A 22706-nucleotide genomic window follows, 5' to 3' on the forward strand; every position below is an offset into this window, starting at 1 on the left:
CTTTTCAAAGGGTTATTCCTTTCGTTTTTTGGAACAACAAATTCAAACCTCAACATTTAAAATAAAGCATTAACCCCTTCAGCTTTGAAAAAAGGGCAATCCTAAGGTTGTCCCAAATGTTCAATGTAAATTTTTATTATGACCTACTTAGTTATTATTGTGCTGGTCTTTTTGTTGCTCTTCATATTTATATACAACAATCTGGTCAGCAAAAAGAACAAGACCGAAGAAGCCTACAGCAGCATTGACGTAATGCTGAAGAAAAGAACAGACCTGGTTCCACAGCTTGTAACTACCGTAAAAGGCTACATGAAACACGAGAAACAAATCCTGACGGACATTACGAAGTTAAGACAGCAAATCGTTGATCAAAAGGTGGACGATCGTGAGAGAATACAGCTCGAAGACCAGTTGGGCGACAAATTGGGCAAACTCCAAGTAACCGTTGAGGCCTACCCAGACCTCAAGGCCAGTGAAAACTTTCTTGTGTTGCAAAGCAGTTTGAATGAAGTGGAAGAGCAACTTTCTGCCTCAAGACGATCCTACAATGCAGCGATATATGCTTTCAATACTGCTTTGGACATGTTCCCATCCAATATAGTTGCCAAATTGATGGGGTACACCCCGAAAACAATGTTCATTATTGATCCTTCGGATGCCGAAGTCCCTAAAATTTCAATCTAAAACCAGATTTATATGATGGACTTTAGCAGCATTAAAAAACAACTGCTCCCCTTGCTGGAAAAGGCTGAACCACTTAGAAGAAAGTATCGCAAATATAAAGCAGCAACCTCTCTTGCCATGCTTTTGTTTTTAGGCAGTATAATAGTTCTTCCCATTTTTATGTACTTCTTCAATTACCAATTTACCGAATGGGCCAGAGGGTTGAACGAAAAAGAAATTTGGCTCACATCCCTGCAAATGCCAATGTTTTTTTTGATTGGTGTTTTCTATGTTATCTATGCCATGGCCAACTCCCAAAAAAGAAAATACATGGCTATTGAGAAAGAAATCCTGGAAACCCTTTTGGAAAAAATTGTGCCCACATTCCATTTTGATGCAAACAAACAGATTGATGCCCGGGAAATCGCAAACAGTGAACTGCTGGCACAGCACAATCCATTTGTAAAGGACCAAAGTCTAAACCAAGTCTACAATATGAACCAAGGAGTGCTCTCTGGAAAAGTGGGCAGTACTTCCATTTCCATGGGGAATGTTAAGACAGTTGGGCTACAAGTTAGCCCCTACCTTATGTACATTCCCTTCTATGCACACATATACATGACGTACACCTACCTAAAACCTTGGTTAACAAAAGAGAAAAGTATCGACGAAATGGGAAGCGGCTTTACTGGAATGTTCGCCACTATGGATTTCAATAAAAAATTCAATGGTACCACCGTTGTTCTCCCTGATCAATATGAAAAGAGGATTGGATACATGGCCAAGACCCTACAATCCATGAACTTGGGACGAGACCAATTGGTGAACATGGAAGATACCGAGTTCGAAAATGAATTTGTGGTGTACAGTACCGACCAGACGGAAGCCCGTTACATTCTGTCGCCCTCATTGATGCGGCGAATCACAGCTTTCAAGAAAAAGGTGGGAAGCCAAGTGTTTATGTCCTTCAAGAACGATAAACTTTACATGGCAGTACAATTGCCCTATGGTTTTCTGAGCTTACGGCAAAACCAAAATTTGGTCACCTCCAATGTACTTGAACTTTTCTATGAAGATATTACAACGGCCATCGGCATTGTGGAAGATCTTAACTTGAATACTAAGATTTGGAAAAATGATGCATCTCTTTTTCCAAAAAAATAAGCTTTAACCATTTGCATTTGATGCTACATTGGAGATTCTCTTCACAACAAACCAATCTAAAACTAGCTTGGCACCATGGACTTCAGCAGCATTAAAAAACAACTGCTCCCCTTGCTGGAAAAGGCCGAACCGCTTAGAAAAAAATATTATTGGTATAAAGTAATAGGTTCCATCTCTGTGCCCCTTATATTCTTGGGAACAATAACCTATCCTCTTTTTTGGGGTCCGTTTAATGATAAACTGGCCGAATGGGCTTCAACCATGCCAAAAAATGTGCCATGGTATGAGTTCATTCAAACATTAATAACTTTTATTTGTGGCACTTGTTATTTCATTTTTGCAAAATCCTACCTCCTAAGAAAAAAATATCTGACCGTGGAAAAGCAAATCCTGCGGACACTTCTGAAAAAAATTGCCCCTACGTTTCGATTTAACCCAAAAAAACAAATCAATATCCATGAAATCGCAAACAGCGAATTGCTGGCAAAACACAATCCTTTTGTAAAGGTAAAATCAAAGAAGCAAACCTACAATATGAACCGGGGAGTGCTCACCGGAAAAGTGGGTAGTATTTCTATTTCCATGGGAAATGTGAAGATTATTGGGACACAAATCAATCCTTACCTTATGTACATTCCTCTCTTTTTACAACTTTATATGGCGTATACCCATTTAAGGCCTTGGTTCAAAAAAAAGAGCAGTATCGAGGAAATGGGAAGTAGTTTTACAGGAATGTTCGCCATTATGGATTTCAACAAAAAATTCAATGGCAGCACCATTGTACTGCCCGATCAATATGAAAAAAGGATTGGGTATATGGCCAAGACACTACAGTCCATGAACCTCAACCGGAACCAGTTGGTGAATATGGAAGATACCGAGTTCGAAAATGAATTTGTGGTTTATAGCACCGACCAAACGGAAGCCCGTTACATCCTATCGCCCTCATTGATGCGACGAATCGCAGCTTTCAAGAAAAAAGTGGGAGGCTCAGTGCTCATGTCCTTCAAGAACAATAAACTCTATATGGCGGTACAAATTCCCCATGGTTTTCTGAGTTTACGGCTAAATCAAAATTTGGTCACCTCCAATGTACTCGAACTTTTTTATGAAGATTTTGTAATGGCCATCGACATTGTGGATGACCTCAACCTAAATACTAAAATTTGGAAAAAATGATACACCCCTTTTTCCAAAAAATAAGCTTTAACCATTAATTTTGATGCTGATCACTTAATTTCAAATACTTTTGTGTAGCTTTTGAATTGAAATTATGCCCGAAACCATTGTTAAATTACAAAACGTAGCCGTATTCCAAAACGAGAACTTGGTTCTCAACAATATTGACCTTGAGGTAAAAAAAGGGGAATTTGTTTATGTAATAGGAAAAACCGGTAGCGGGAAAAGTAGTTTTATGAAAACGCTTTATGCCGACCTTCCCCTAAAACAAGGCACCGGGCAAGTAGTGGATTTTGACCTGAAAACACTCAAAGAAAAAGATATTCCCTTTTTACGCAGAAAACTGGGTATTGTTTTTCAGGACTTCAAGTTACTGCCAGACCGAAACGTGAACAACAATCTACAATTTGTTTTAAAAGCAACGGGATGGACCGATTCTAAAAAAATGGACGAAAAAATAGAGGAGGTACTGAACAAGGTAGGCATGAAAACCAAAGGTTTTAAGTTTCCGCACGAACTTTCTGGCGGCGAACAACAACGCATTGCCATTGCCCGTGCTCTATTGAACGACCCAGAACTTATTTTGGCAGATGAGCCCACGGGTAATTTGGACCCACAGACCAGTGTAGAGGTCATGAAAGTATTACAGGATATCAATCAGAACGGAAGAACCATCATTATGGCTACGCATGATTACGCCTTGATTTTGAAATATCCGCACAAAACCCTGAAATGTGATGGCAGTAAAGTTTTTGAAGTCATTCAAAAAGCGATATAATCATCAAAAAACACATATAGCTCATTGATTTTCAATGCAATTACCTGATCACCAAAAGTTTTTGTTACTTTGTTCAAACTAATATTGCTTCCTATATGGAAATTCTTGGTATAGATATAGGCGGATCGGGCATAAAAGGTGCCTTGGTAAACGCCGAAACCGGTGAAATGTTGACCGAACGTTTTCGAATTCCAACCCCAAAATCAAAAAAACCAAAAGACATGGCCAAAGTGGTGGCCGAAATTGTGGAACACTTTAATTATAAAGGCCCTGTGGGCTGTGGCTTTCCATCCATCGTCAAAAACGGGATATGTAAATCTCCGGGAAACTTAGACCCAAGTTGGGTTGGCGTAAATATTGATGAACTTTTTACCGAATACACTGGCAATGAATTTACTGTTTTGAATGATGCCGATGCTGCTGGATATGCCTCTATGAACTATGGGGTAGGCAAAGGAAAAGATGGATTGGTGGTTATGATCACTATCGGAACAGGACTGGGTAGCGGCGCTTTTTACAACGGCATACTTATCCCCAATTTTGAATTGGGCCAGATTCCTTACAAGAAATTTAAGAAGATTGAAAAATGGGCAGCTGCGTCTGCCAAAGAAAAAGAAGATCTCAGTTTTAAAAAATGGGGCAAACGCTTCAATAAGTTTTTAAAATTGGTAGAACTTATTGTTTGTCCAGACCTTATAATCGTTGGGGGCGGAACCTCCAAAAAATGGGAGGAATTCAGTCATCACATCAAAATTGAGACTAATGTGGTAAAGGCCGAACTTATGAACCACGCCGGAATTATTGGAGCTGCCGTATCTTGTTTACGTGAGCAACACCACGGGCATTTGCACTAATTTTTAGGGTTCAGGATTTTAGGAGTCAAGGTTTCCACTGTTATTTGATGCTGAGCTAATGGTTTGACATGAATTACACGAATTTCTCCAATAATCTATTTTGTCAGGAAGATTCAATTGTTATTCTTAGATTTCTCGCTCCTGATGATTGAAATTGTAAAGGTTAACTAAAAATTATTCTTAATAAACAAGGTGAATGAATGACCTATTACAAATTAGATTTCTCACGTTCGTTCGAAATGACGTAGCATTTGTCATTTCGAAATGAGAAACGCAGTGACAATTGAGAAATCTATTTGTGTTTGGGATTTCTCATATTCATTCGAAATGACACAAACCACCAAAAAGACAACCAAGAACTATCAAAAAAAGAAAAGCGAATGAAGTATGCTACTCCATCCGCTTTATGCAAATGTCAAATTGAATTATATCTAAACTACCTTGTTTCTTTTTCTATCCACTTCTTTTAGGTAGATTTTTCTAATCCTCAAGTGGTTTGGCGTTACCTCAACGTATTCATCCTTTTGGATGTATTCCAAAGCTTCTTCCAAGGAAAACTTGATAGCTGGCACAATCTTGGCCTTATCATCAGCCCCGGAAGAACGGACATTGGATAGTTTTTTGGTCTTTGTAACGTTCACTGTCATATCATCCTGACGGGAGTTCTCTCCAATTACCTGGCCTTCATAAATATCTTCTCCCGGGTCCACAAAGAATTTACCCCTATCCTGAAGTTTGTCAATAGAATAAGGAATCGCAGTTCCGTTTTCCATAGACACCAAAGAACCATTCAATCGCTGTGGAATATCACCTTTTAAGGGTTGATACTCCAAAAATCGGTGCGCCATAATGGCCTCACCTGCCGTAGCTGTCAACAATTGGTTCCTAAGACCGATGATTCCTCTGGAAGGGATGATGAATTCACAAACCATTCGGGAACCTCTGGCTTCCATACTGGTCATTTCACCTTTTCTGATGGATACCATCTCAACAGCTTTTCCCGATACTTCTTCCGGCAAATCAATGGTCAAGTTTTCCACAGGCTCACATTTTACACCATCAATCTCCTTAATAATTACTTGTGGCTGTCCAATCTGAAGCTCGTAACCTTCCCTACGCATGGTCTCGATCAATACGGAAAGGTGCAATACCCCACGTCCGTATACCAAGAATTTATCGGCACTATCGGTTTCTTGAACGCGAAGTGCCAAGTTTTTCTCCAACTCCTTTTCCAAACGCTCCTTGATGTGACGGGAAGTAACAAACTTTCCATCCTTACCAAAAAACGGACTATCGTTAATGGTGAAAAGCATACTCATGGTAGGCTCATCAATAGCAATGGTCTTCAATTTCTCGGGGTTTTCAATATCGGCAACGGTATCACCGATTTCAAATCCTTCCATACCAACAATCGCACAAATATCTCCTGCAGCTACTTCCTCAACTTTTAAGCGACCAAGACCTTCGAACGTATAAAGTTCTTTGATTCTGGTCTTCACAATGGAACCGTCTCTTTTTACCAAAGAAACCTGTTGTCCTTCACGAAGTTTACCTCTTTGCAATCTACCAATGGCAATTCTTCCGGTAAAAGAAGAAAAGTCCAGCGAAGTAATCAACATTTGGGTTGAGCCTTCTTGTGGTTTAAATTCCGGAACATGCTCAATGACCATGTCCAATAGTGGCTCAATATTCTCGGTTGGAGTTTTCCAATCCTCGCCCATCCAGTTGTTTTTTGCAGAGCCATAAACGGTCGGGAAATCGAGTTGCCATTCTTCCGCACCCAATTCAAACATCAAATCGAACACTTTTTCGTGTACTTCCTCTGGGGTACAGTTTTCTTTATCAACTTTGTTGATAACCACGCAGGGCTTCAGACCAAGGTCGATTGCCTTTTGAAGCACAAAACGGGTCTGTGGCATTGGGCCTTCGAAGGCATCCACCAGTAATAAGACCCCATCGGCCATATTCAAAACACGCTCTACCTCACCACCGAAATCGGCGTGCCCAGGGGTATCTATAATATTAATTTTTGTGTCTTTGTAAACAACGGAAACGTTTTTTGAAACGATGGTAATTCCGCGTTCCCGTTCCAGGTCGTTGTTGTCCAATATCAGGTCGCCTTTGTTCTCGTTATCACGGAACAACTGGCAATGGTACATAATTTTATCGACCAAGGTAGTCTTACCGTGGTCTACGTGCGCAATGATTGCAATGTTTTTGATTTTGGACATAACCTAAATTTTAAGCCCGCAAAGATACTGCTATTTTTTGTTGTGCAACACACCTAAATGTTATTTTTATCTTATTGATTTAGTGCGAGTTCCAAAATTCTACCCCTTACTCACAACCCAACCGAGCTTTAAGGCAAGAAAAATACCGAAGTTGCTTTCAAATTCATCAAAGAAATAACCGGGGCCAACCTCGAATCGAAATTGTAATCCTTTCTGACCTGTACGCTGAAGACCGTACACAGCACCAACTCCCCCAAAATAATCGGAAACATGGTCCAAATCCCCGATTATCGCCTTACCTCCCTGAATGGCGATGGTGGGCGCAATATAGTTTCCGGTATTGCCAGAGACATTTTTTCCTCTTTCAAGCCGTCTTTCAAAATTATAGTAATGTCGGTATTGGAGCCTTCCAATGGGATAAATACCGAATCCGTTATCCGTAAAACTAGACTCTACATAGGCAAAACCCATAGTAGCCTCTGCTGCAATAGTTGAGTTTTGAGAAATTCCTTGCTCATAGATGATGCCTGGCAGCAACACATTCAGGGTAAGTTGATGGTTTTCAACATTCTTTGCGGATTGAGCAATTCCAATAGCTCCAATGGATAAACATAAAAGTAAAGAGGAAATAGTTTTCATAAATGGTTAGTTTTAATTTCCTCATCAACAATCAAATATTGTACCAGATAGAGGTTATAAACCAACACACCAACGCTTTTCGCTTATAATCCAACCTATACTCAAGTTTACCACAGGCTGAATGGTGCCTTTGAACGGCCCCACATAATACCCTGCCCCTGCATCTATAGAGAAACTAAAACCTGAATCATAACTGCGTTGAATACCATACACCAAACCACCGTAGCCGTGAACACCATCTACCAATCGTCCCTCGACCACTCGACTGCCTGGAGAAAAAATGGCCGCAGTTGGCGCAATATAATTGCCCGAATTTCCGTAAATAGATCTTCTGCGCCTTTCTCTACTATTTAAGTTGTGGTAATATCTGTTCTGAATGGTTATGGCGGGGAAAAAATCGAAATCTTCCAAAGGTTGGGAACTCGCTGGCTCCAAAGCCGCTTGGTACGCCACCCGAATATCCAAAGTACTGTTTACGCCCAAAGCCATTTCGTACTCGACACCAGGATTGATGGCATTGAGCTTAAACTGACGGATTTCGCAGTTTGTACCGTATTGGGCATGTACAAAACATCCTGCGGACAGAAATGCCAAAAGTAGTAAGCGACGCATTGTAGGTTAATTTGGTAATAATATAACCCAAACTTTATCAAAATAGTATGTTGTGATGCCTTTATTTAATCAAGGTACGGGTCCCTTTTTTTGCGTTTTGTGGCCACCCATCCAAAAGTAAGGTTTATCAAAGGTCCATAACCATCGGGTACACCATCCCCTTTATAATATCCAGCACCTATTTCCAAGTTAAAATTGAATCCTTTTTCGTAGGTACGTTGAATCCCGTAGACCATTCCGTAAAATCCAAGATTAAAATCGTCTGGACCTTTCACATCCGTAGAAATTCGTAATTGCGAAAAGAAAATGGCCTGTGCGGCGGCAATGTAATTTCCCGAATTACCAGAAGTGTTTCTGTCCAGTCTTTCCCTTCTATTAAAATTATGGTAATAGCGGTATCGGTTATTGGATGCCAAACCGAACACGTAGCCTTCTTCATAAGTTGCAGTGGCCAAACCTAAGTTGGTAGAGATACTTTGGTTTTTAAAAATACCCAGCTCATAAGTAAAACCAGGGCTCAACAAATTCAATTTAAATTGATGGCGCTCTAAATGCGCCAAATCAAAAGTACCGCCCCGTTCCTGCCATTGTGCATGGGAAAAAGAAGAAATAAAACACAAGACAATAAAAACAAATTTATACTTCATGGTTGATGGTTTAGTTGGATAAATCTAAAAAGGATACCACCGTTTAATAGTATATTTGTGCAAACTTTAAGAAATGGACATCACCAAAATTCCACAGATAAAACATACGGACAGCGATAATTTTTTCTTGTTGGCAGGCCCTTGTGCCATTGAAGGCGAGGATATGGCCATGCGAATTGCTGAAAAGGTGGTCGGTATTACGGACAAACTGAACATCCCCTATGTGTTTAAAGGGAGTTTTAAAAAAGCGAACCGTAGCCGTATTGATTCCTTTACCGGGATTGGTGATGAAAAAGCCTTGAAAATTTTGAAAAAGGTCTCTGAGACCTTCGAGATTCCCACCATTACGGACATCCACCAAATTTCTGACGCTTCTTTGGCAGCCGAATATGTTGACGTGCTTCAAATCCCAGCTTTTTTGGTAAGACAGACCGACTTGGTCGTGGCTGCTGCCGAAACTGGAAAGGTGGTCAACTTGAAGAAAGGACAGTTTATGAGTCCCGAAAGTATGAAGCATGCCGTTGCCAAAGTAACGGATTCGGGCAACGAACAGGTTTGGATCACCGATCGTGGAACCATGTTCGGATACCAAGATATGATTGTGGATTTTCGAGGTGTGCCCACCATGAAACAGTATGCTCCTGTGGTTTTGGATGTTACCCACTCCCTACAACAGCCCAACCAATCTTCTGGAGTTACGGGTGGAAGACCTGCCTTGATCGGAACCATGGCCCGAGCAGGAATCGCAGCAGGTGTTGACGGACTTTTTATGGAAACCCATTTTGATCCAGCCAATGCCAAAAGTGATGGCGCCAATATGTTGGATTTAAGTTTATTGGATAAATTGTTGACCGATTTAACAGCCATCCGCAAGACCATCAATTCACTATAAATACGCTTTAAATTGTTAAAATTTTGATTTCATAACTCTGTAAATCAATAATTTAAATCACTTACAAAAACTTTATTTATAATTAGTCTAAATATTTTTTGCTTGATTTAGCAGTGGAACATACATTTGCAGCTCAAACTTATTTAGACCAATTACAAATAAAATGAAACATATATTACTCATTCTTAGTTTCACAGCTTTTTTTACTTCTCAAGCACAAACTGGAAACTTAAAAGGAAAAGTAACCGATCAAAGAAACAACCCACTTGGCAATGTCAATATTGCGGTGTCCAACACCAGCTTAGGTACAAATACGGACTATTCCGGGGAATACGAAATTTCCAACCTCGCTCCTGGCTCCTACACCTTAACGTTTTCGATGGTAGGTTTTGGCACACAGAACAAAACCGTGACTGTTTACGCTAACCAAACCACTAACATACAAACCATCACTTTGGTGGAAAGGCAAGAACAGCTCAATGAGGTTGTAGTTGAGGGTAACCAAACCAACAAATTCTCGCGCAAAGCAAGTGTTTATGTCTCAAAAATGCCCCTCAAAGACATCGAAAACCCTCAGGTTTACAATTCCATCTCAACGGAATTATTGCAAGACCAGGTTGTTACCAATTTTGATGACGCCCTTAAGAATGCTCCGGGCATCGATAAACTTTGGGAATCTACTGGAAGGGGAAATGACGGCGCTGGTTATTTTTCGTTGCGTGGTTTTGCCGTACAGCCCACAATGATCAACGGTTTGCCAGGTTTAACCAACGGAAGTCCCGACCCTGCCAATATTGAATCCATCGAAGTAATCAAAGGCCCTTCGGGCACTTTGTATGGTAGTAGCTTAATTTCTTACGGTGGTTTGATCAACATCAATACCAAAAAGCCATATTACGGTTTTGGTGGGAATATCTCCTATACTTCTGGCAGCTACGGATTGAACCGTGTAAGTGCCGACGTAAATACCACATTGGGCGACCAAAACAACATTGCGCTTCGTGTAAACACTTCATACCATACCCAAAACAGCTACCAAGATGCTGGATTTAGAAAGTCCTTCTTTTTTGCGCCATCCTTGGCGTTTCAGGCCAGTGATAGACTTTCTTTCAACATCAACACCGAATTTTATAACGGTAGAAGCACTAACCAAACGATGTTATTTTTAGATCGTGGAGCACCGCTTCGTGTGACCAATCTGGATGAACTGGGTTACGATTTCAAACGTTCCTACACCAGCAATGATTTGTATATCGACACTCCAACCTACAGTTTACAAGGCCAGATGAACTATATTTTGAGTGATTCTTGGACCTCCCAGACCGTAATTTCGAGGTCCAATGCAAAGTCTGATGGGTATTACTCTTACTTGTACGAGGTAAGCTCGACCGTTGAAGGTCTTTCAGGAACACCTTTGGAAGACGGCATTATTCTGGCCCGTTACACCAGTAACCAAAACTCCGAGACCTTGGGAACCGATATCCAACAGAACTTTATCGGGGATTTCAATATCGGAACCATGAGAAACCGCTTGGTAGTTGGACTGGATTACCTTAAAACACGAACCATCAACAACAGTACTGGCTACGGAAACCAAGGATTTGCCTATGTTGGGTCGAACCCTGATGAATTCCAAGCCGTTGCCCCTGCCCTACACGATTACTACGGAACCCCAATGGGCACAGGTCGGTACGACTCTGGTGTATTGACCCAGGCAGGTGCCGATGCTGGAATCGCCACTTTGGCTAATCCGGGAGCACAATTCAGCGAAGCTGAGCAAGAGATTTTCAGTGCCTACGCTTCCAATGTAATCAACCTATTGCCAGAATTGTCAGCAATGGCCAGTTTGCGGGTGGACCGTTTTTCCAATGATGGGTACAATCAGACCGCCTTTTCACCAAAATTCGGATTGGTTTATCAGCCTATTTTAAACAGAGTTTCCCTTTTTGCCAATTATATGAACGGGTTCAGCAACGTGGCTCCTGTAACGGAACTATCCGATGGAAACACATCTGTTAGGGCGTTAAACCCAGAACACGCGAACCAATTTGAGGTAGGTACCAAGTTGAACTTGTTCAACGATAGGCTTTCCGCAACCTTCAGCTACTACGATATTACCGTAAGTGATATGGCGCAACGGATTGATACCGATGCCGATAACTATTTCTATACTCAAGATGGTGAACAAACCAGTAAAGGTTTTGAAGCGAGCATTATCGCTTCTCCAGTCGATGGTTTAAATATTGTTGCAGGCTACAGCTATAACGACAGCAAATTGGTGGAAGGAGATACCAGTTTTCTAGGGTTTAGACCGGAAAGCGCAGGCCCAATGAACTTGGCCAATGTTTGGGCCAGCTACAGATTTACCCAAGGCAGCTTGGAGAACTTTGGACTTGGCTTTGGGGGTAACTACGCCAGCGAAAACAAAATCTTCAACAGATCCAACGGTACGTTCGCCATTGATGAGTACACCATTTTAAATGCATCAACCTTTTACGATGCAAGAGACTTCAGAATCACATTGAAGTTGGACAACATAGCCAACAAAGACTATTACAAAGGTTGGTCCACCATCAGCCCACAAAACTTGAGAAGTATTTCTGCCAACTTTACTTATAAATTCTAAGTAAGGTACCATGAAAAAAACAATTGTCACATTACTTCTTAATCCTACCAGTAAAATCGGTATCAGCCTACTATTTATGATTGGAAACCAATTACAAATAAGAATGAAAAATATATTACTCATCCTCAGCCTAGCTGTCTTTTCTTTTTCGCAAGCTCAAACAGGAGGTTTGGAAGGAAAAGTTACAGACCAAAGAAACACCCCCCTACCCGACGTCAACATCATGCTATCCAACACAAGTTTGGGTGCTACAACCGATAGTTCGGGGTCCTATAAAATCGACAACCTTGCAGCTGGCTCCTATACCCTTACCTTTTCTATGGTGGGTTATGGTATGCAAACTAAGACCATCACTATTAATGCTGGACAAACCACACAAGTTCCAACCGTTAAAATGATGGAAAAACAAGAACAACTTAACGAAGTGATTGTTGAAGGCCATCAAAACAAATATCTAGAAAGAGAACCTTCAACATCGCTAAGGTTGAAAACCGAATTGGTGAAGCTTCCACAAAATGTACAGGTAATCAGCAATGAGCTGTTAAAAGACCAACAGGTTACCACCATAATGGACGGGCTTACCAGAAACGTAAGTGGTGTAACAATGTTGGAACACTGGGGACAGTTTGCAAGAATCAACATGCGTGGTTTCCGTTTGCCCGCTTTTAGGAACGGAGTAAACGTTCAGGACAGTTGGGGGCCTTTGGCCGAAGACATGAACACAGTGGAACGCATTGAGTTTGTAAAAGGTCCAGCCGGATTCATGATGTCCGCAGGCGAGCCCGGTGGTTTTTATAACGTAGTCACCAAAAAACCTACGGAAGAATTTGTCGCCAATGCCTCTTTTACGGCAGGAAGCTTTGATTTTTATCGCGGTACCATTGATGTGGGTGGCAAAGCCTCCGAAAATGGAAAGTTGCTTTATCGCTTCAACGCCATGTATCAAACTACGGACAGCCATAGAGGAAATGAGCAAACCGATAGATTTGGCATTGCCCCTGCCCTAACCTATAAGTTTAGCGATAAAACTTCCGTTACAGCAGAGATGAACCTACAGGATGCCGAATCCTTCTTGGGGTCTGCCTATATTTTTGCGCCTGTGGAAGATGGATACGCGAGCCTGCCCCGTGATTTCAATTTTGTTGATACCAATTATCCAAAAACCGACATCCAAGAAGTTACTTTCTTTTTGAATGCCAAACACGAATTTTCAGATAATTGGAGCGTTGAAGGTCAAATGGCATACCTAAGATATGATCAAGTTGGGAACTCTGCATGGATTGGAGGACTTGATAGCGATACCGGAGATGTTGTTAGGACTATATCCCAGTGGGATGCACTATCCGTAGGTAAATATGCCCAGTTATACATCAATGGAGCCTTCAATACCGGCGCTGTTTCCCATAAAATATTGGGAGGTTTCGACTTTAGTGAAAAAGCCTATTGGGCCGACTTTTCGGTTACACTTCCTGTAGATACTGCTACACCTTTCAATATCTACAATCCCCAATATGGCGTCACTATTCCAGAATTCGACCGTTCAGTAAATGTTCAATATAGAAACGGAGGTGCTCCATATAGTGCAAATACGTTAAGAGGATACTACCTGCAAGATGAGATTGGTTTCTTGGAGGATAAAATTCGATTGACCTTGGCCGGACGGTACACGAACTTGTACACTCAAGGAAAAACTGAAAACGATGATGTATTTACGCCACGTGTTGGATTGAGTGTTGATATTTTGCCCGATTTGACCGTCTACGGACTATATGACCAATCTTTCTTGCCACAAGCGGGAATGAGTGTTGATATGGAGCCTTTGAACGACCCTGTTGATGCGAACGATATTGAGGGCGGTATTAAGAAGAGTTTCTTCGATGGACGCCTGAGAACCTCATTGGGAGCCTTCCAAATTACAAAAGAGAACATTTTGACCACTGACCCATCCAATCCCAACTTCTCCATGTATTTGGGCGAAGTCCAATCAAAAGGTATAGAGTTCGACTTGCAAGGGGAAATTACCCCAGAGCTAAATGTAATCTTGAACTACGCCAACACCAAAGTTGAAGTGACCGAAGACCCCAATCCGGACATTGTGGGCACCAGAGTGGCCGGCCACGCCAAACATGTAACCAATGGATGGTTGAACTACAACTTCGCCCAGACATCATCGTTGAACGGGTTCGGCGTTTCCTTGGGCTACCAATACCAAGTGGATAGATCTACTTGGGCCTGGGCCGCAGATAACCAGTCAGACCTTCCAGATTATTTTAGGATGGATGGTGCCCTATCATGGAGAAACAGCAATTTCAGGGTTCAGTTGAACATCAACAATATTTTGGACGAATATCTATATTCCGGTGCCAATTATGGTTCCTATCTATATTGGCAATCGGAACCCGGAATCAATGGAAGACTTACCGTGGCATATAGTTTTTAACATCAAACAAATTAAACAAGTCCTATGTACTCGCATAGGGCTATAAATGTAAATCATTATGAAAACAAAATTCATTCTCTTTTTAACTTGTCTCTTCGGGACCCTTACAGCCCAAGCCCATTACTTGTGGATAGAGACCAATGGAACTGGAAAACTTGGTCAAGCACAGGAAGTACGCGTGCACTATGGGGAATACACCTATGGTGTGATTGAAAAAGTGGAAGGCGAAGCGTTTCCTGCCGTTTCCAAATTTACCCTTTGGGTAATAGCTCCCGATGGCACAAAAACTGAAATAAGCACCGAAGCCAAAGAAGATTATTATCTGGCCAGCTTCACACCGTCACAAAGTGGTGTTTATACCGTTGCCCTGAACAACAATGAAATTGATGTAATCGATTATACCCAGTACGACTTTGGTATTTTCAAAACGCATTACCATTCCACTGCAAAGGTTCAAGTAGGTTCTGATGGTGATACAAAAACGGCAAATCCAGATGGAATCGTAGTAAAACAATTGGAAAATGATGGAAAAGAAATCAAGCTCCAAGTTTTGTACAAGGGGGAGCCCATCGCAAAAAACGAACTTAAAGTCTATGTTGCGGACCTGTGGTCCAAAACCTTGTACACCGACGATAATGGAGAGGTTTCCTTTGCCCTGCCTTGGGACACCAAGTACATTGTGGAGACGACGACCAAAGAAGAAATTCCCGGCACCTATAACGGTGAGGACTATGAATTTATCTGGCATTGTGCCACCTATTGCATAAAAAGATAACCATGGCCACCGGAATTTCCCTTCTTGCGTTTATTTCCTTTTACCTGCTGTACAGTACATCAAAAAAAATGTCGGCAATGGGAAATCTTGGTTTTGAACACTCTATAGCTGAGCATAAAAAAGCCTCAAAATATGTCAGTTTGGCCCTAATGATTTTTTCATTGGGGCTTAGCTGTATTTATTGGGGACTAGGTTCGGGTACGTTCACTTTTTTTATCATTTTGATGACGGTTGCCAGTTTAGTGATTCTCTTGGCACCCTTACGCTTGTTAAACTACCGCTTTTTGGGTGTTCTTTTTTTGTGTTCCATCCTTTTTGAAACCATATTGTTTTAAGCTATGCCTGCCAACAAAAAATATTTGACCCCATCATTCTCGCAACGATTTGCCAAAATTACCGCTGCCATTTTGGGCGGACTTATTGTGGCCGTGATGTTCCATATGGCCTTGGCCAGTTGGTTCAACCATGTGGCGGTCATCATTACCAGCACCTTTACGGCCTTTATCCTTTGGGCTGTTTTAATGGTTATTGCCTTTTTGGGCAAAAATGGCTGGAAAGTCTGGGGTATTTACCTTTTGGCCAGTTTAGTGCTCTTTGTCATATTTTATTTTGGAAATCAAACCAACCCTCTTGTTTAAACCATGGGAAACCGTATCTACAATATCTTGTTCCACACACATACCGTAAGCGGTATTGTAATCAGCGTAGCACTCTACGTTATTTTCTTTACAGGATCTTTCTCCTTTTTTAGGGATGAAATTGCCAATTGGGAACGCGGACATACCGTTAGCCAAGAAGATGCATTGCCCGGTAGCATTAACGGCTACCTTAACGATCTTTCCGAAGAATATAATCTTTATGGCCGTGATGTGGAACTACGGCATTATTACAACGAGAGAAGTATTTCCGTTAATCTGGGTGCATCCAAAGACTCGTTGGCTTTGGAAGATGATCGGGCCCCTGTATTCTTTTATTTAGATCCAGTAGCCAAGACCAAAACGGAAACCTATGCGGAGAACTATCATTTGGGGGAGTTTTTGTACCGTCTGCACTTTTTAGATCAAATCCCCTACCCCTACGGAAGGTATTTGGCGGGATTGGTGGCATTCTTTTTTCTATTTGCCATCATCACGGGGATTTTGGTGCATTGGAACAAGATTGTTTCCAACTTTTACACTTTTAGACCTTGGGCCAAGCTCAAAACCATGTGGACCGATGCCCATACAGCCTTGGGAGTGATAGGATTTCCATTTCAGTTTGTTTATGCCGTAACCGGAGCTTTCTTTTTGCTCAAAGGTATTTTGATTCTCCCAGTTGTAATGGGACTGTACGATGGCGATCAAAACAAGTTGTTTGAGGACTTGGAGTACAACCACCCTGTCTACGAGTTCCAGAATAAAAAATTGAACGGCACCGTCAACTTAGATCAATATGTCGAAGAAATGAAAGCGGACTGGGGTGATTTTCGGGTTACGGAAGCACACATCTTTAATTATGGGGATAAAAATATGCATGCCGCCATCAGCGGATATCTTGGTTACAACACCAAATTGAACGGGGTCGGTTACCGTATTTACAAAATTTCCGATGGTTCCATTGCGCAGGAAAAGGTACCGATTGCCCCAACTTCCTATTTGGATGGAGTGAAAAATATGATGTTCCGACTCCATTTTGGCGATTACGCTGGTTATGGCTTGCGTGTGATTTCCTTTATCCTTGGATTGGTTTCCTGTTTTGTAATCCTATCCGGAATTATGATCTGGTTGGTGGCACGGGACAAAAAAAATGTTCCAGAAAAGCGTCGTAAGTTCAATAAGCAAGTGGCCAATTGGTATATGGCGATATGCCTTAGCTTGCTTCCCGTTACCGCTTTGGAATTCATTATTGTAAAGTTTGTACCCGAAGTAAACAGAGGCTTCCTCTACCAAACCTATTTCCCGATTTGGTTGGCGGCAACGGTGTTCTTTATCCTTAAAAAGGATATTGGTTTCACCAACAAGTGGACATTGATTTCAGGTGGAATTTTGGGTTTATTGGTTCCGATTGCAAACGGAATTACCACGGGTAATTGGTTTTGGGTAGCATATCAAAATGGATATCAGCAAATTCTTTTGGTAGATTTACTATGGCTGCTTTTAGGTATTGTTTCCCTTTGGATCGCCTTCTTTAAACTGAAAACCAAAAGGTCGGAGCTGGTTCCGAGCAAAAGCTAACTTTTGTAAAATCCTTTGTGGTTAACGGATTTGGCTTCTTGTAATAGTTCAACAACAATCTTGCCGTCAATTTCATCCACATTAAAATACCGTAGGGACTTCATCACTTTTCTTCCATCGGTGACCAATTTATCCAAATGGACGGTAAGGTGTGCCGAATTCCAAAGGCACAAATCCACATATCCTTTTTTACAGGAGGCGTTGAAATAGCAAAATGGTTTATCGTTCAAGTAATAGAATGGCAACCTATATTTGAAGTCCAGCCTTACCTCGGGCACCGTGGTTTCTACCAACACTTGTAATTGGATCAATATGCTTTTGAACGGTTCAGGTTGATTAAGAATGTAATCTTCGGCCGGGTTCATATACAATTTCTGTAGCTGTATCCTATTTTCTTTTGAACAGCTTTTTCACCAATTTCATTAAAAAAACTGCTGCCAAACCTATGACCAACCCAACCAGAAAATCTTTCAATAAACTGGGAAGACCAGGAAACAGATGATGAAGATAATCTATGTTGTGATTGAAGATTCCTCCAGACACCAATAACAAGGCGAAGGTTCCCACAACAGAGAGTGCTTTAATGATACGTGGCAATGCATTAACCAACACTCCACCTACTTTGTCAGAGAAACTATCGTCACGGTCATTCAAACGGATTAATCTATACCCGTAATCGTCCATCCGAACGATCAAAGCCACTATGCCATATACCCCGACAGTTGCCAATAAAGCCACTACCGAAACCGTTGCAATCCGTATCGTCAATGGTTCGTTTACCACAGTGCTCAATGCAATGATGACAATTTCAATGGAAAGGATAAAATCGGTAACAATGGCCTGTTTTATTTTTTTTTGCTCCAGTTCGGGCAGTTCTTCTTCGGGAATATCAATAGGGTCTTCTGCATGGGCTTCCTCCTTACGATGAAAAAGGTACTCATATACTTTCTCCGCTCCTTCATACGCAAGGTACACCCCTCCTAAAATAAGAATGATCGTAATTGCGGTCGGAAGATAGGCACTCAACAAAAATGCGATGGGCAAAATAATTAACTTATTCAGAAAAGAGCCTTTGGTTATGGCCCAAAGCACCGGAATTTCCCTGTTGGACAAAAAACCAGTCGCTTTTTCGGCGTTTACCGCCAAGTCGTCCCCTAAAATACCCGCTGTTTTTTTTGTAGCAACTTTACTCATCGTTGCCACATCGTCCATAAGTGCAGAAATATCATCCAAAACAGCAAAAAAACCTGAAGCCATATATGTGTTTTATGGTTAAAGAAACTTCATTGATTGGAAGCAAAATAAACAAATCGAAGCATATTGGTGTATTAAAAAATCTAAAAATACTTTGATTGCCATGTTATTTAACTCCTTCCAAGGACAATAAAGTGGTAACCCAAACAATTACAGAGGAAAAGAAGATTCCTATAGTATTGGCTGCAAAGGCCTCCCGTTTTTTCATTTTGAAAAGGTACGCCGCTATACTGCCCGCATACACCCCTGTGCCAGGCAAAGGAATCATCACGAACAACACAATGCCCAAAAAACCAAACCGCTGTACCTTTTTTCCAGACCCTTTCTTGGCCCTTTGGCCCACATAAACAGCAGATTTCTTATAGAATCGCCATCTGATCAAATACCGATTGATGTGCTCCAAAAAAAACATCATAATAGGGAACACCAATACATTGGCCAAAAAACAGGCTATAAAAACCATATACTCGTTCACCCCTTGGTACATGCCATAGGGTATGCCAACTTTGGCCTCCCCAAAAGGAGATAGGCTCCACAGTATTGCTATGATCAAATCTTTATGCAAGGAATACCAATTTTTACAACCGACAAACCTAGTGAGGATTTTACTTATTTCCACTTTTGGAAACCTTAAATATTTATTAATTGTGATTTCCGAACAATACCACCAATACCAAAAAACATGTAACTACTTTACCCTCAGGTTAACAGTTTGTAAAATATACTTCTTGCGATTGAAGCATATTATATAGTTTTATAGTTTTGACAAAACCATCAACATGAAATTCCAAGCTTTTTTTGCCTTATTTCTCGTAACCTCCACTCTATTTGCACAAGAGCATTCGCACCAAAGTTCCAGAACCCTTGTTTTTCCCGATGTACCTGGATACAAAACCTTAAAAACAGACTTGCACCAGCACACTGTTTTTTCAGATGGCAATGTTTGGCCCAATATTAGGGTCATGGAAGCCCTTCGGGATAATTTGGATGTGATTTCGCTTACCGAACACCTTGAATACCAGCCCCACGCAGCAGATATTCTCCACCCCAATAGGAACAGATCGTACGAAATTGCACTTAATGAAGCTAAAGACCATGATCTGCTAATTGTTCATGGGTCCGAAATTACCCGCCAGGCACCCATGGGTCATAGCAATGCCATTTTTATAGCAGATGCCAACAAACTTTTGAAAGACGAGGCCGAAGAATCGTTTGCAGAGGCCAAAAAGCAAGATGCCTTTGTATTTTGGAACCATCCCGCATGGTATGCCCAATCGCCAAGTGGAAACCCTGTTTTGAGCGATTTTCAAAAAGTACGGATCAAAAAGGGAGAGTTGCACGGAATAGAGGTCATAAATACGGTTGATTATTCTGAAGAGTCGTTGGCCCTAGCCCTTGAAAACAATTTGACCATTATGGGCACCAGCGATATACATGGCCTTATTGATTGGGATTATGTGGAAAAGGGGCACGACCGCCCCATAACCTTGGTTTTTGCCAAAGAAAGGTCTATTGAATCCTTAAAAGAAGCCTTATTTGCAGGAAGAACGGTTGCTGTTTTTAATTCGCTTTTGGTTGGAAAAGAAGAAAATCTGGTTCCTTTACTCAATGCATCGTTAAAATTTGAAAATGCCAAATATATTAACAACACTTCCATTTTAGAGATTACCTTAAAAAATGTGACCAGCAGCGATTTGATATTCGAAAACCAAATGCCTTACACGTTCTATTCCAGTTCGCCGGTTTTTAAAGTACCGGCCGGGGGCACCAAAACCCTACGGATCAAAACTTTGGAAAAACTGGTAGATCTACCTATTAGACTAAAGGCATTAGGGGCATACACTGCTCCAAAGGAGCATCCCATTGTTACTTGGAATGTTAAGTTGAAAGAATAAGTTTAAGCCACGGACGAAAAAGGAGAGCCATTAATGGCTTGATCAAAGTCTGAAGATATTTTGAGGATGTACTCTTTTGGGGTTTTATCTGAGATAGACACCCATTGTTTATCTACGTTCACATCGAAGTAAAAACTGGCAAAATCTGCATCAACATCGAATTTGGACAACAAGAATCGCATGATTCGTGGTCTGAGACTGTATTCCAAATCGATACAGGTTCTTTGCATTGCTGGATTGTCATCTCCAGAAAACACCCAATTAAATGTCACAGGCTTTTAAGAGTTAGGACATACAATATACTAAAAAGCAATGCATTACCAACCTCTAGAAGGTATTTTTGGCCAAAAGGCTACTCTTTTCCGTCTACATAATCTTGAAGATAGGCGTACCGAGGGGTCAACTTCCCATTTTGGGTCATGCGGGCCCTATCGAGAATCCCATCCTTATCGTTGTTAAAGAAGGACGGAATTACATGCTTGGAAAATGCTTCTCCAAAACCTACGCTTGCATCTCTGGGCAACTCGCACGGAAGGTTGTCCACGGCCATTACAGCAATGGCATTTTCGCTTTTAAAATTGGTTTCCGTTTCGGATACGGGATCATAACCGTAAATGGGTTCTGCTATGGTGGACGAACGAATGGTGGATGCTACGGGCCCATCGATATCGCAGCTGATGTCGGCCACTACTTTTATCTTAAAATCGGGCTGTTTAGCATCCTCGCGTGTATACAGATAGGGGGCTCCATCCCCGTAAAAATGTCCTGCGATATAAAAGTAGGTAACTTTAGCAAACCTGAAAAAGTCAGATTTGTAATCTTCTGGATTTTGGAAAAAGTCGGCTTTGCTGCCTTTAGCGCCATCTTTGCGCTTTACATATTGAGACACATCTATTTGGCAATATACGGGTTCGTTGAATGTGTCGGATAGATATTCGCTAGAAGCCACTTGCTTCAATCCCATGGCATCGAGCATTTCCTTGGCTCCATTGCCTACCCTTCCCTTTCCTGTAAGCAATATTTTTATATTGGGCAGTTGTATTTTTTTGAGTTCGGCGATCAAAGCCTGTTGGTCCAGAAGTGACTCGGCCTTGGGCAATTGAAACAAATCGTATTTAAGACCGTACGCCCTGAATCCATTGTAGGCACCAACAATCCCCGCGTAACGGCCAAAGGCCACCAACCTAGCTCCTTTTGCGTTGGTAATGACTTCGTGATCGTACAGTTCAATATTTTTGTTGAGTACTGCTCGCAGTAGTTCTCTATTATAAGGCTGTTTTTTAATGGTATGGGAAAAGAAGAAATACTTTTTGTTGGGAATCAATGCTTCGATAGGCACCTCTTTTACACCTAAAAGCACCTCACAGGTTTCCAAATCCTTGACAATCTCTAGGCCCTTTTCCATATATTCCTTGTCCGAAAATACCCGAATGGGTGATGATTCGACCAAAATTTGGGCTTCCGGATATGTGGAAAGGACATTTTGGCATTCTTCTGGTGATAGCACTACCCTGCGATCGGGCGGATTTTTACGTTCCCTGATGATTCCGAACTTCATATATGATTTTGGTATAATTGTTGACCAAAATAAGAGTAATAGGCAGGGTAAGCAAACTTTTTATTGTTTGATGGATATGAGTTACCTTTGCCGACCGCGTTAGGGATAGAGGTGATATCCTTTTTCTGTCATTTCGAGCGGAATCGAGAAACAGAAAAAGATAAAGCCGATAGCCCGACCGAACTATTGCGAAGCAATATTTTGGTAACGCCCACACTTCGACAGAGTTCATACAGAGCGTAGTCGAAGTACTCAGTGCAGGCAAGTTCTTTGATAAAAAAGTGAG

General features: G+C 41.4%; 22 protein-coding genes. 13 read left to right on the forward strand and 9 right to left on the reverse strand.

What is annotated here, in order from left to right:
* The first annotated feature begins 138 nt into the window (after window positions 1-138).
* From GO009_RS09700 to ppgK, 5 genes are all read left to right on the forward strand, one after another.
* Window positions 139-684: a LemA family protein gene (locus GO009_RS09700; protein WP_163626012.1), complete on the forward strand. Its 546-nt coding sequence runs from the start codon at window positions 139-141 to the stop codon at window positions 682-684.
* A 12-nt stretch (window positions 685-696) separates the two neighbouring features.
* Window positions 697-1827, forward strand: coding sequence for a DUF3137 domain-containing protein (locus GO009_RS09705; RefSeq protein WP_163626013.1), 1131 nt, complete (start codon window positions 697-699; stop codon window positions 1825-1827).
* Window positions 1828-2202: 375 nt separating this feature from the next.
* Entirely contained in the window at window positions 2203-3006 is an 804-nt protein-coding gene (locus GO009_RS17910; protein WP_163626014.1) for a DUF3137 domain-containing protein, read from the forward strand.
* Between the two features lie 94 nt (window positions 3007-3100).
* A complete protein-coding gene (locus GO009_RS09715; protein ID WP_163626015.1) occupies window positions 3101-3784 on the forward strand; it encodes a cell division ATP-binding protein FtsE in 684 nt (227 codons plus the stop codon).
* 95 nt (window positions 3785-3879) lie between these two features.
* The gene (gene ppgK, locus GO009_RS09720) at window positions 3880-4638 is read left to right on the forward strand and encodes a polyphosphate--glucose phosphotransferase (RefSeq protein WP_163626016.1); all 759 of its coding nucleotides are present in this window, start codon (window positions 3880-3882) and stop codon (window positions 4636-4638) included.
* Between the two features lie 431 nt (window positions 4639-5069).
* Here the strand turns inward: ppgK and typA are convergent, their stop codons facing one another.
* The 4 genes from typA to GO009_RS09740 all read right to left on the reverse strand — a co-directional run bounded on the left by typA (window position 5070) and on the right by GO009_RS09740 (window position 8767).
* Complete coding sequence (typA, locus tag GO009_RS09725; protein ID WP_163626017.1) at window positions 5070-6869, reverse strand: translational GTPase TypA; 1800 nt, start codon at window positions 6867-6869, stop codon at window positions 5070-5072.
* Between the two features lie 99 nt (window positions 6870-6968).
* Complete coding sequence (locus GO009_RS09730; protein WP_163626018.1) at window positions 6969-7508, reverse strand: hypothetical protein; 540 nt, start codon at window positions 7506-7508, stop codon at window positions 6969-6971.
* Window positions 7509-7562: 54 nt separating this feature from the next.
* On the reverse strand, window positions 7563-8120 hold the full coding sequence (locus GO009_RS09735) for a hypothetical protein (RefSeq protein WP_163626019.1): 558 nt from the start codon (window positions 8118-8120) through the stop codon (window positions 7563-7565).
* 65 nt (window positions 8121-8185) lie between these two features.
* Window positions 8186-8767, reverse strand: a complete 582-nt coding sequence (locus GO009_RS09740) for a hypothetical protein (protein WP_163626020.1) — start codon at window positions 8765-8767, stop codon at window positions 8186-8188.
* Window positions 8768-8840: 73 nt separating this feature from the next.
* On the opposite strand from GO009_RS09740, the gene kdsA reads away from it, so the two are divergent.
* The 7 genes from kdsA (at window position 8841) to GO009_RS09775 (ending at window position 17713) form a co-directional block, all read left to right on the forward strand.
* Window positions 8841-9659, forward strand: coding sequence for a 3-deoxy-8-phosphooctulonate synthase (gene kdsA, locus GO009_RS09745; RefSeq protein ID WP_163626021.1), 819 nt, complete (start codon window positions 8841-8843; stop codon window positions 9657-9659).
* Window positions 9660-9822: 163 nt separating this feature from the next.
* A complete protein-coding gene (locus tag GO009_RS09750; protein ID WP_163626022.1) occupies window positions 9823-12285 on the forward strand; it encodes a TonB-dependent receptor in 2463 nt (820 codons plus the stop codon).
* Window positions 12286-12388: 103 nt separating this feature from the next.
* Complete coding sequence (locus GO009_RS09755; protein WP_163626023.1) at window positions 12389-14725, forward strand: TonB-dependent receptor; 2337 nt, start codon at window positions 12389-12391, stop codon at window positions 14723-14725.
* 58 nt (window positions 14726-14783) lie between these two features.
* Window positions 14784-15500, forward strand: a complete 717-nt coding sequence (locus GO009_RS09760) for a DUF4198 domain-containing protein (RefSeq protein WP_163626024.1) — start codon at window positions 14784-14786, stop codon at window positions 15498-15500.
* Between the two features lie 2 nt (window positions 15501-15502).
* Window positions 15503-15835, forward strand: coding sequence for a hypothetical protein (locus GO009_RS09765; protein WP_163626025.1), 333 nt, complete (start codon window positions 15503-15505; stop codon window positions 15833-15835).
* A 3-nt stretch (window positions 15836-15838) separates the two neighbouring features.
* Complete coding sequence (locus GO009_RS09770; RefSeq protein WP_163626026.1) at window positions 15839-16138, forward strand: hypothetical protein; 300 nt, start codon at window positions 15839-15841, stop codon at window positions 16136-16138.
* A 3-nt stretch (window positions 16139-16141) separates the two neighbouring features.
* On the forward strand, window positions 16142-17713 hold the full coding sequence (locus GO009_RS09775; RefSeq protein ID WP_163626027.1) for a PepSY domain-containing protein: 1572 nt from the start codon (window positions 16142-16144) through the stop codon (window positions 17711-17713).
* Here the strand turns inward: GO009_RS09775 and GO009_RS09780 are convergent.
* From GO009_RS09780 to GO009_RS09790, 3 genes are all read right to left on the reverse strand, one after another.
* Window positions 17710-18078 carry a DUF1801 domain-containing protein gene (locus GO009_RS09780; protein WP_163626028.1) on the reverse strand — a complete coding sequence of 123 codons (369 nt, stop codon included), beginning with the start codon at window positions 18076-18078 and terminating at the stop codon, window positions 17710-17712. The genes GO009_RS09775 and GO009_RS09780 overlap by 4 nt on opposite strands.
* A gap of 22 nt (window positions 18079-18100) precedes the next feature.
* The gene (locus GO009_RS09785; RefSeq protein ID WP_163626029.1) at window positions 18101-18970 is read right to left on the reverse strand and encodes a DUF808 domain-containing protein; all 870 of its coding nucleotides are present in this window, start codon (window positions 18968-18970) and stop codon (window positions 18101-18103) included.
* Between the two features lie 103 nt (window positions 18971-19073).
* Window positions 19074-19532: a small multi-drug export protein gene (locus GO009_RS09790; RefSeq protein WP_163626030.1), complete on the reverse strand. Its 459-nt coding sequence runs from the start codon at window positions 19530-19532 to the stop codon at window positions 19074-19076.
* Window positions 19533-19746: 214 nt separating this feature from the next.
* Between GO009_RS09790 and GO009_RS09795 the strand changes: the two genes are divergently transcribed.
* On the forward strand, window positions 19747-20862 hold the full coding sequence (locus tag GO009_RS09795; protein ID WP_163626031.1) for an Sb-PDE family phosphodiesterase: 1116 nt from the start codon (window positions 19747-19749) through the stop codon (window positions 20860-20862).
* A gap of 2 nt (window positions 20863-20864) precedes the next feature.
* On the opposite strand, the gene GO009_RS09800 is transcribed toward GO009_RS09795, so the two are convergent.
* Together GO009_RS09800 and GO009_RS09805 are read right to left on the reverse strand one after the other, a co-directional pair.
* On the reverse strand, window positions 20865-21134 hold the full coding sequence (locus tag GO009_RS09800; RefSeq protein ID WP_163626032.1) for a hypothetical protein: 270 nt from the start codon (window positions 21132-21134) through the stop codon (window positions 20865-20867).
* Between the two features lie 80 nt (window positions 21135-21214).
* Window positions 21215-22420 carry an NAD(P)-dependent oxidoreductase gene (locus tag GO009_RS09805; protein WP_163626033.1) on the reverse strand — a complete coding sequence of 402 codons (1206 nt, stop codon included), beginning with the start codon at window positions 22418-22420 and terminating at the stop codon, window positions 21215-21217.
* Window positions 22421-22706 lie beyond the last annotated feature (286 nt).

The organism is Allomuricauda sp. TY007 (assembly GCF_010468565.1).
Lineage (GTDB): Bacteria > Bacteroidota > Bacteroidia > Flavobacteriales > Flavobacteriaceae > Flagellimonas.